Source organism: Flavobacterium palustre, assembly GCF_014639535.1.
Taxonomy (GTDB): Bacteria; Bacteroidota; Bacteroidia; order Flavobacteriales; family Flavobacteriaceae; genus Flavobacterium; species Flavobacterium palustre.
In genome coordinates, this window is the sequence record NZ_BMGA01000010.1 from 105,638 (window position 1) to 117,651 (window position 12,014).

Consider the following 12,014-nt stretch of genomic DNA (forward strand, 5'->3'; position numbering starts at 1 on the left):
AAAACAACTATAATCCACACTGTCATGAGAAAAAAGATTGCTTGTATCGCACTGTTTTGCATTACTCTTTTAGCCACTAAGAGTCATGCTCAAATGCAGGATCGCTATTTTCGTAATATTTCGGTCGATAAAGGCTTGTCGCAAAGTACTGTTTTTGCCATTAGACAAGACGCTCTGGGTTTTATCTGGATTGGTACACAGGATGGCTTAAACCGTTATGACAGTAAGGGATTTAAAGTATATCGACCAATAAAAAACGTTAAAAACAGCTTACAGTCGTACTATATTCGAAGCTTATTTACGGATCACAAAGGACAATTATGGATTGGAGGGAATAAAGGAATCAGTGTTTATAACTATGACACCGACAGTTTTACAAACTATCAGCTGCCTCGTAGTCTGGGCGAATGGTATATTTCTTCAATTACAGAAGACAATGCCCATCAAATTTGGGCAACCTCCATTGCTGGTGATGTTTTTGTGCTTTCACCAAAAGCCGATCATTTTATCCCAGTTAAATTCAATGCTTCATCCCATGAGATTAAAAAAATCGCTTATATCGGACTTTGGCAAAAACAAATAATTTTAGGTACAGATGTTGGTCTTTTCAAATTAAATCCTAAGAGTTCTCAATTGAAAAAAATTAATATTGGTGTTAAAAAAACTTATATCAATGATGTCTATATCGAAAATAAAAACATATGGGTAGCAACCGAAGGTAACGGAATTATTAATTACGACACAAAAAATAATAAGCTTACTGTATTACTGCATAAAACAACCACAAACAGTATTGCTGATAACAACATCCGATGTGTAGGAAAAGATACTGAAGGAAATCTTTGGATTGGCACATTCAAAGGCCTTTCCATCTTTAATCCAAAAGAAAATTCGTTTACTAACTATTACCATCAAATAGCACAACCTTATACTATCAGTCAAAATTCAGTGCGTTGCTTTTTTAAAGACAAACAGAACGGAATTTGGTTAGGCACTTATTATGGAGGTATTAATTATTACCATAAAAATGATATTAAGTTCAATTTATTGAGCCAAAACTCAGGTAAACCTTCGTTAAATGACGAAGTTATTGGTGTAATAAAACAAGATGCAAAAGGTAATTTTTGGATAGGAAGTAATGATAAGGGTTTAAATTATTGGAACAAAAACGCCAATACCATTAGCTATTATTCGAATAGCGAAAATAATCCAAACAGTATAAGTTCTAACAACATCAAAGCCATTGAATTTGATAACAATGCTAATATCCTGATTGGAACTCACAACGGAGGACTTAATTTACTAAATCCTAACAATGGCGTAGTACAGCGGTTTCTTCATGATGATAATAATCCAAGTTCCATAGCCGGAAACCTGGTTTATAGTATCTTAAAAGATTCCAAAAACCGTATTTGGGTGGGCACAAGATCCGGTTTAGATCAGTTTCATCCGGAAACCAAATCGTTCACTCATGTGCATTTAGACAAGGCCGGAAAACGTCCTTCTTCTGATGATATTACCTATCTTTTTGAGGATAGCAAACATCGTATCTGGATTGGGACAACTAACGGTGTAACCTTATTTTATCCTGATAATCTTTTGTTTGGAGACATCGGACACGGAAAACGAAGCGATGATATTGTAAATTGTATTACCGAAGATCAAAAACATCGCATTTGGATTGGAACCCGAGAAGGACTACGCCTGTATGATGAAACTCAGGAAACATTTATTAGTTTTAAAGAAACCATCGATTTTGTCAAAGAAACGATTTATGGTATCATCCCTGACGAAGATGGAAACCTATGGATTTCAACCAACAGAGGTTTGATAAAATTCAATCCGGATAAAGGTTCGGTTCAAACATTTGACGAAAGCGACGGTTTGCAAAACAATCAATTTAACGAATACTCATTTTATAAAGCTAAAGATGGAATGTTGCTTTTTGGAGGAATCAAAGGACTCTCCTATTTCTATCCGTCTATGATAAAACAGCAGGCACTTCCGTTAAAATTAAATTTTACAGCACTCGAAGCATTAAACAAAACCGTTGCTGTTAATGACGAAACCAACATTCTGGAACAGCATATTGACCAGACAGAAAGCATCGAAATTGGACCTGAATACAAACAGTTTAGTATCTTTTTTAATACCTTCAATTATATATCCTCTAATCGTACCCACTATTATTACAAACTGGACGGAATTGACAAAGATTGGCAACTTACAGATGAACTAAAGATTAGTTACAGCAATTTACCGGTTGGAAAATACAATTTGCAGATTAAAGCAATGGGACCAAATGGTGAAATGAGTGCCATTAGAAATTTAGAAATTAAAATCCTGCCGCCTTGGTACAAAACTAGCTGGTTTATTCTACTGTTACTCATAGTAATCGGTACGGCTACCTATATTGGTTTCCGAATGATTACCGAACGAATTAAAGCCTTACAACAGCTCAAACAAGAACGCATCGATAAAGAAAGAGTACGCGATATCAATCAGGTAAAAATGGATTTCTTTACCAATGTTTCGCACGAACTTCGAACTCCGTTGACGTTAATTTTAGCTCCTCTAGAAGAATTATTGAAATTACCTTTTACAGATAGAGCAACCAAAAAGAAACATGAGCTGATGTTTCTTAATGCTAAAAGACTGTATAACCTGGTGGATCAATTATTTGAATTCAGAAAAACCGAAATGGGAACACAACAGCTCAAAGTGAGTAAAAATGATATTGTGCGTTTTGTTCAGGAAGTTTACGAATCTTTCAAACCACTTTCAGATAAAAAACAAATCCATTTTACAAACCATTCGTCAGAAACAGCGCTTTCGTTTTATTTTGATAAGGATGCTATGGAAAAAATACTATTCAACCTGCTTTCCAATGCCTTTAAATACACCGAAGCAGGACATAATATCAGTATTGAATTATTGAAAAAAGAAAATGAAATCGTTATAAAAGTTAGCGATACGGGTGTTGGAATCAGCGAAGAAGATTTAGCCAAAGTTTTTGATCGTTTTTATCAGGTAAGCAATAAAGAAATGAATTTAGGTTCAGGTGTCGGACTGGCATTTACCAAGCGTTTGGTCGAATTGCATCATGGAACTATTACTGCCGAAAGTACTAAAGAAGAAGGCAGTACTTTTACGGTGACCCTTCCTATTTCAGACGAAATTTATAAAAATGATTTACACCTTGAAAATACCATTCAGGAAGTTGCTATAGTAACTGAAAAAGAAATTGATGAAGAAAATTATTTGCAATTAGATCAAAATGAAGCGATAATCAATGAAATTACCGAAGGTGTACAAGCTATGAAATTGCTTATTGTTGATGATAACAAAGAAATTTTAGCTTATCTACAGGATTATTTCTCTAAAATGTATGAAGTAACGGTGGCCTATGATGGTCAAATGGCTTTGGATTTATTAGAAGTACAGCCTTTTGATATTATTATCAGCGATGTAATGATGCCTGAACTCGACGGTTTGCATTTTTGCAAACGGGTAAAACAAAACATCAATACTTCCCACATTCCTTTTATGCTGTTAACTGCCAAAACAGAAACAAGCCAACAAATAAAAGGACTGGAAATGGGAGCTGACGATTATATTACCAAGCCTTTTTCTACTCAATTGTTAGCACTTAAAATTTCAAACCTGTTGCGCTCCCGTAAACGCCTTAAAGAATATTATTCTGCATCACAAGAACTAATACCCGAAAATATTGCTTTTAATACTCTTGATGAAGAATTTTTAAAAGAGGCTATTAACATTGTTGAAGAACACTTGGCTGATTCTGAATTTACAGTAGATGTTTTCAGTAAAAAAATCGGGATGAGTCGTTCCAATCTTTATTTGAAATTAAAAGCAATTACTGGCGAATCAGCAATGGATTTTATAAAAAGAATCCGATTTAAAAAAGCCGTTGAACTGATGCAAAGCAAACGCTACACGATTGCACAAATCACCTATATGTGTGGATTTAATTCGCCTTCTTATTTTTCAACGGCATTTAAACAACATTATGGTTGTATGCCAAGCGAATATTTAGATAAAACCGACAACTCTAAAGAAGAATCATAATCTTAATTTTAAAAGACTAAAAAAAAACTCACTCATGAAATTTATGAAATTATTTTCGGGAATTGCTTTTATATTGCCTTTGGCTCTTTTAGCACAAACAAAAGCGATTGTAAGCATCCAAAACAATTCAGCTTTAAATTACAAAGACGCTGTGGTAGCCATAAAATGGGACGCCGTTTTACTACAATATCCCCAAATTGACACTGCTAACTTTGTAGTTCTTAATTCGGTTACTAAAAAGCAAATTCCCTATCAATTAGAACACAAAGGACACTCGGCTATTCAAAATGTATTGGTACAAACGGATGTCAAACCCAAATCGTCGCTTACTCTTTTGATACAAAAAGGAAAACCGGAAATTTTTATTGCCAAAACTTATGCTCGTTATGTACCGGAACGCAAAGATGATTTTGCCTGGGAAAACGACCAAATAGCTTTTCGCACCTACGGTAAAGCACTGGAAAAAGAAAAAGACAATGCCTATGGTTTTGATGTTTGGGTAAAACGCACTAACCGAATGATTCTTAACGAACGCTATAAAAGGGCTGATTATCATACTGACCATGGCGATGGTTTAGACTATTACCATGTAGGCTTTACATTAGGCGCCGGTAATATGGCTCCCTTTGTAAATGACACCATCCGTTATTCAGGAAATTATCAGCAATGGAAAATTCTGGACAACGGTCCTTTACGCACTACATTTCAACTCATTTATGATAGTTGGAATGCTGGCGGAATAAAAGTGAGTGCTACAAAAACCATTTCTATCGATGCGGGTTCCCAACTCAATCGCATCGAAAACGTCTATACTTTTAACAGTGATAGTACCTTGCCAGTTGTAGTGGGAATCATTCGAAGACCCGAAGCCGGATACATTTCACTGAACGAACAACAAGGAATTATGGGATATTGGGAACCTACCATGAATGAAAATGGTACAACCGGAGTAGGTTCGATAATTACAACTCCTATTACAAAAATGTGGGTCAATAACGAACAATTATTAGCTAAAACTACCGTTAAAAACAACGAAACTTTTATTTACTACACAGGAGCCGCCTGGGATAAAGCAGAAAAAATTACCGATGCTAAAAAATGGTTAGACTACCTGAATGATTTTAATCAAAAACTAAAAAAACCTTTAGTTGTGAGTATCAAATAACTCTTATCCCATTTCATTAAAAGGCGATTAAATCAAAAGATTTAGTCGCCTTTTTCAATTTAATTTTACTGCTATTTGTTTGAAACATAAAAGTTTTTAAACCATTAAGTTCATGAAGAAAATTAAGATTTACAGTATTCTTAAACCTCATAATTTTCTTCATAGTTTTCAAAAAAGAATCTTCACAACATTTCCAACTGAACCTTTAATTATAATCAGCTAAAAAAACAACCAACTAGAACTTACTCAGAAACCTGTTATTCATGGATTTACAGCTATAAAACAAGCTGTTTACACAAATTCGAAAGTTAATTGGTAAATATTGAAATAGCCTTTTTGATTTCAAATATAACTTCGCAATATGAAATGGATAAAAGCCAAACTCAATTTTTAGTTTCAGCATCCAAATTTCAGGATAAACTTAAAAAGTAGCAATTTCTAAAACAAAATAAATACTAACTAAAACAATTAAAACAATGTCAATTAACTTATTTGATTTAACAGGGAAAACAGCTTTAATAACTGGAGGAGTTCATGGTTTAGGAATGGCTATGGCTAAGGGATTAGGACATGCGGGAGCAAAAATTGTAATAAACGATCTTTCGCAGGAAGCAATTGACAAAGCTGTTGCCGAATACCAGTCGGTAGGAATTGAAGCTTATGGCTATGTATTTAATGTAACCGACGAGAAAGCGGTAATTGCAGCGATAAATAAAATAGAAACAGAAGTTGCACCAATTGATATTCTAATAAACAATGCAGGAATTATCAAAAGAACTCCAATTATTGAAATGGAAGTCGAAGATTTTACGGCAGTAATAAATGTAGATTTAATTAGTCCGTTTATTGTTTCTAAAAATGTAGTCAAAGGTATGATTGCACGTGGTGGTGGAAAAATCATCAATATCTGCTCTATGATGAGCGAATTAGGAAGAGATTCTGTAAGTGCTTATGCTGCTGCAAAAGGAGGGTTGAAAATGCTGACTAAAAACATGGCGACGGAATGGGCAAAATTCAATATTCAAACAAACGGAATTGGTCCGGGTTATTTTGCAACAAGTCAAACGGCTCCAATTAGAGTAAACGGACATCCTTTTAATGAATTTATCATCAGCAGAACACCGGCAAATCGTTGGGGAGATCCGGAAGATTTACAAGGAGCAGCCATCTTTTTAAGTTCTAAGGCAAGTGATTTTGTAAACGGACATATTGTTTATGTTGACGGAGGAATATTAGCTACTATAGGAAAACCATCTAATGAATAGTACTGCTACTCTCCTATTACAAACCATTTTATTTAAAAACTATGTCAAAAATTGAAGATACAATAACTTTGAATCAAGGGAGTACTGTAATCCCAATGGTTATTTTAACCAGCTTATTTTTCATATTAGGATTCGTAACCTGGTTGAACGGACCGCTAATTCCATTCTTTGAATTGGCTTGTGAATTAACATCCTCACAGGCTTATTTTGTGACATTTGCTTTTTACATCGCCTATTTTGTTATGGCTATTCCCTCATCACGGATAATTGAAAATATAGGTTATAAAAATGGAATTTCATTTGGCTTGATTACTATTGCCTTTGGTGCTTTCATGTTTTATCCAGCTGCAGAGAGCCGTACCTTCTACTTATTCTTAATAGCACTTTTTATCATGGGAACAGGTTTGGCCATTTTACAAACTGCAGCAAATCCTTATGTGGTAGTTATTGGACCACGAGAAAGTGCCGCTGCCAGAATCAGCGTACTAGGAATTGCAAATAAATTAGCAGGCTTTATAGCTCCTCTTGTATTAACTGCTTTAGTATTATCAAATATGCAGGATTACACTGCCGAAAAAATTGCAGCTCTTGACAGTGTAGCGAAATCAGCAGCTTTGGATACACTCGCACTACAATTACAAACTCCTTATATTTATATGGGAGTTATCATCCTTATTCTGGCTGTACTTGTAAAATTCTCTCCTCTACCTGAAATTGATTTGGACAAAGATGGAAATGTGGCACACATGAGTATTTTCAAACAAATCCTAAATACGTTCCAATTTCCTCAATTGGTTTTAGGAGTAATCACTTTAATGTTATACCTATCTGCCGAAGTTTTGGCGGGAGATTCCATTGGTGGATTTGGTAAACAATTAGGCGTTTACGGTGAAGATGGCAATTTTTATTTAAAACTGACTTCATTTACCATGACCGCAATGGTAGTAGGATACATTCTGGGCATTACTCTTATTCCAAAATACATTTCTCAGGTTCAGGCATTAAAAGCTTCCGGTATTTTAGGTTTGATTCTGGTGCTGCTAATTGTAATAATTTCTCCAAGTATAATAATTCAATTGCCTGGAATTCCTACTTTACCACTGGTGATTATTTTAGTGGCTCTTATGGGACTTTCTAATGCGCTATGTTGGCCAGCCATTTGGCCTATGGCTTTACAGGATTTAGGCGGATATACTAAAATTGCCAGTGCTATATTGATTATGGGAATCATTGGAGGAGCTATTTTTCCATTAGTTTATGGTTCTTTAGTAGAAACAATCAATACAGCTAACGAAGCAAATGGTGTTGCAACAACAGCTAAGAGTGGTAATCAAATTGCCTATTTAATGTTGTTACCCACCTACCTGATGATTATTTTTTATGCCTTTAAAGGACATAAATACAGAAGCTGGTCAAGAAAATAATTCAAATTAAGAGTAAAGATTATAAAATAAAAAACAATGAAAAGTACAATAGACAAAGCGACAGGATTTGAAAAACGATTTGAAAATATCAATACGGTTGTTTTCCAAAATTCAACTGAGGCATCTAAAGCTGTGGCTCAAGAAATTGCAGCACTTATCAAATCAAAACAAGAAAATAACCAATCCTGTATATTAGGTTTAGCAACAGGTTCTTCTCCAAAAGGATTATATGCTGAATTAGTACGTCTTCACAAAGAAGAAGGATTGAGCTTTAAAAATGTAATCACTTTCAATTTAGATGAATATTATCCAATGGAACCGGATTCTATCAATAGCTATGTGCGATTTATGAAGGAATTGCTATTGGATCAGGTAGATATTTTACCTGAAAATTATCATATTCCTGATGGAACTTTGTCTAAAGAAGAAATTGCATATTATTGTGCGGATTATGAAGCCAAAATCGAAGCTTTAGGTGGAATTGATTTGCAAATTCTTGGAATTGGAGGAAACGGTCACATCGGATTTAATGAATCCGGTTCTTTGCAAAATTCAAAAACAAGATTAGTGGCGCTAGACCACATTACCAGAGTGGCCGCAAGTGGCGATTTCTCTGGATTGAGCAATACCCCAAGAACGGCTATTACCTTAGGAGTAAAAAAAATAATGGAAGCCAAACAAGTTATCCTGATGGCTTGGGGTGAAGGAAAATCAAACATCATTCAAAAATCGGTTGAAGGCGAAGTGACCAATCAAATTCCAGCTTCCTTTTTGCAAGAGCATAACAATGCTGTTTTTGTTTTAGACAAAGAAGCTTCTTCTAAACTAACCAGAATCAACAAACCATGGTTAGTTGAAAAAATTGTTTGGACGGATAAATTAATTAGAAAAGCCGTTTTAGGCTTAGCATTGGATTTAAAAAAACCAATTTTAATGCTTACCGATGCAGATTATATTGAAAATGGGATGAGTGATTTATTGGCTGATTCAGGCCCTGCTTATGACATCAATATTAAAATTTTTAATAAACTGCAAAACACCATCACAGGTTGGCCGGGCGGAAAACCTAATTCAGATGATGAAAACCGACCTGAAAGAGCCGAACCGGCTAGAAAAAGAGTGTTGCTTTTTAGTCCGCATCCTGATGATGACATTATTAGTATGGGAGGTACTTTCATGCGTTTGCAGGAACAAGGTCATGAAGTACACGTAGCCTATCAAACTTCAGGAAATATTGCCGTTGCTGATGATGAAGCTTTACGTTTTGCCAGTTTTGTAGTGGATTACAATGAAAAATTTGGAATAAAAAATAGTGAAGCCGAAGACATTTACAAAAAGGCTTCTGTCTTTTTAAAGAACAAAAAAGCCAGTGAAATTGATATTCCGGAAGTTCGTTACATCAAAGGATTGATTAGAAAAGGAGAAGCGCGTGCAACAAGCCATTTTGTTGGATTGCCGGACAGTCAAATTCATTTTATGGAACTTCCTTTCTATGAAACAGGAACTATTGAGAAGAAACCTATTGGAAAAGAAGATATCCAAATTACGATGGATTTGATTGAAAAAGTACAGCCACACCAAATCTATGCTGCCGGTGATTTAGCCGATCCACACGGAACACACAAAGTATGTCTGGATGCTATTTTTGAAGCAGTAAAAAATCTCAAGTCAAAAGATTTCATGAAAAATTGTTGGGTTTGGTTATACCGAGGAGCCTGGCAAGAATGGGGAATTGACGAAATCGAAATGGCCGTACCAATGAGCCCGGATCAGGTTTTAACCAAAAGACACGGAATTTTCAAACACCAATCTCAAAAAGACGGTGTGGTATTTCAGGGCACTGATTCCAGAGAATTTTGGCAAAGAGCAGAAGACAGAAATGCCGAAACGGCACAATTATACAATCAATTAGGTTTAGCTCATTATGCTGCTATGGAAGCATTTGTGAGATGGGAGTTTTAGATATTTTTAATTTGTTGTAGTGAAAAATGGGGTTAATCAACCCCATTTTTTTATTTATAGAAACGAAAAAAGTGTTTTACTTAAACCTTAATTTTATGAAGATAATAAATCTGTATATCTTTTTTTGATGATATATTTTATTGCTAATCCAAAATAACAACCAAAAAAGCGTTCGACCGTCGAACACTTTAAGCTATTATTAAAGTTATATTCTCCATTTTTAAATACCCCTTTTTTGTGAAAATTCTAAAAAAAGCAAACTTATTAACATTAAAAACAATTTAAAAATAAAATCATGTACAATAATACTTACAAAAAAAAGGAATTACGCTATATTTTCCTAAGTTATCCAAGAACATTAATATTAGGTATTAAAGTGTTCGACTGTAATCCCCTCGACTCCAATAAATCAAAACGGAACCAATTATTATCTACTAATTTTCAATAATAAATTAATATCTTTACAAAGTAAATAATAAAAGCTTTGAAAATTCAGTTACCCTATTCTTCGAAAACAGATGTAAACCCCTTATTTTACTGGGATTATTATAAAGGCTACGGAGCCTCTTTCTCCGAGAGCTGAAAAGCAAATGATTACAAAACCCACTAAATTCAAGGATTTTAGTGAGTTTTTTCTTTTTATCATATATCAAATTACATTCGTAAACCTAAAGCCAAAAGTTCCTGAACAAACCATAATTAAAACTATTAAAAATATTTCAATTGAAGCAAAATGACTTGTGTAACCGGAGTTTCAGGTAACGAAAAATCGACTTTGATTAATGAAACACTCTATCCTATTCTGAATGCTCATTATTTTAACGATATCAAAAAAACACAGCCTTATAAAAAAATTGAAAGATTAGAACATATTGATAAAGTTATTGATATAGACCAAAGTCCTATTGGAAGAACTCCGCGTTCGAATCCTGCAACTTACACCGAAGTTTTTACCGAAATTCGAGCTTTGTTTACTAAAACTCCGGAAAGTATGATTCGTGGTTACAAAGCAGGACGATTTAGTTTTAACGTAGCCGGAGGTCGTTGTGAAACCTGTCAGGGATCTGGAGTTCGCACCATCGAAATGAACTTTTTTACCTGATGTATATGTAGAATGCGAAAGCTGTCAGGGGAAGCGTTTCAACAGAGAAACTTTAGAAATTCGCTATAAAGGAAAATCCATTTCAGATGTACTGAATATTACAGTCGACGAAGACGTCCCTTTCTTTGAAAATATTCCAAAAATATACCGAAAAATCAAAACGATTCAAGATGTAGAATTAGGATATATCACCTTAGGGCAACAAAGCTCTCCCCTTTCCGGTAGTGAAGCCCAACGCATCAAACTGGCGAGAATTGTCTAAAAAAGACACCAGAAATACCTTTTATATCCTGGACAAACCTACTACAGAATTGCATTTTGAAAACATTCGCTTATTGATGGAAGTAATCAATCAATTAGTCGACAAAGGCAACACCATCCTAATTATTGAACATAATCTGAACGTTATCAAACTTGCTGACTACATCATTGACATTGGTCTTAAAGGAGGAAAAGCTAACGGAACCGTTGTCGCCAAAGGAACTCCAGAAGAAGTTGCAAACAACAAAAAAAGTTACACGGCGAAATTTTTAAAAAAAGATTTGGAATAACAGAATTTCGCTTTAGTAATGATTATATTTAAAATTAAATTGAAAAAAAATTGATTCTACTGATGGATGACTAATCAGTAATAAATTATATAAATACAAAAAATGAGAAGCAATACTATCCGTAAAGTATAAACAGCCTTCTTTATAAGTCTATTTAGAGGTGACAGAAATATAGAATTCTTCCTATTTAGACCAACTATCTTTATTCGTAAATTTTACATCCCACAGGTTTTGGGATTGATCCCTTTTGAACCTGATCCCTCATCCCTTCCATTTCCATCCCTAACACAGTCATAATGAAATAAGAGATTAAAAAAAAACTCCAATTAGGATACAACTAATTGGAGTTTTAGTACTCAGAGCGGGACTTGAACCCGCACGAACATTGCTGTTCACTGGATTTTAAGTCCAGCGTGTCTACCAATTTCACCATCCGAGCATTCTATTCTTGTGGTA

The 12,014-nt window shown here is 34.6% G+C and carries 5 protein-coding genes, 1 tRNA gene and 1 pseudogene; 6 read left to right on the forward strand and 1 reads right to left on the reverse strand.

Translation table 11 applies throughout. The features are described from left to right. Positions 1–24: 24 nt before the first annotated feature. From IEV84_RS15520 to IEV84_RS15545, 6 genes and pseudogenes are all read left to right on the forward strand, one after another. Complete coding sequence (locus IEV84_RS15520) at positions 25–4,089, forward strand: hybrid sensor histidine kinase/response regulator transcription factor (protein WP_188495588.1); 4,065 nt, start codon at positions 25–27, stop codon at positions 4,087–4,089. Between the two features lie 34 nt (positions 4,090–4,123). Next, complete coding sequence (locus IEV84_RS15525) at positions 4,124–5,254, forward strand: BT3233 family polysaccharide utilization protein (protein WP_229732714.1); 1,131 nt, start codon at positions 4,124–4,126, stop codon at positions 5,252–5,254. A 476-nt stretch (positions 5,255–5,730) separates the two neighbouring features. After that, a complete protein-coding gene (locus IEV84_RS15530) occupies positions 5,731–6,519 on the forward strand; it encodes a gluconate 5-dehydrogenase (protein ID WP_188495590.1) in 789 nt (262 codons plus the stop codon). Positions 6,520–6,560: 41 nt separating this feature from the next. Continuing rightward, on the forward strand, positions 6,561–7,943 hold the full coding sequence (locus IEV84_RS15535) for a sugar MFS transporter (RefSeq protein WP_229732715.1): 1,383 nt from the start codon (positions 6,561–6,563) through the stop codon (positions 7,941–7,943). A 36-nt stretch (positions 7,944–7,979) separates the two neighbouring features. Further along, positions 7,980–9,905, forward strand: a complete 1,926-nt coding sequence (nagB, locus tag IEV84_RS15540; RefSeq protein ID WP_188495592.1) for a glucosamine-6-phosphate deaminase — start codon at positions 7,980–7,982, stop codon at positions 9,903–9,905. A gap of 730 nt (positions 9,906–10,635) precedes the next feature. After that, a pseudogene (locus tag IEV84_RS15545) lies at positions 10,636–11,558 on the forward strand (excinuclease ABC subunit UvrA); the annotation flags it as partial. 353 nt (positions 11,559–11,911) lie between these two features. Here IEV84_RS15545 and IEV84_RS15550 read toward each other — a convergent pair. Further along, positions 11,912–11,997 (reverse strand) — tRNA-Leu (locus IEV84_RS15550). Positions 11,998–12,014 lie beyond the last annotated feature (17 nt).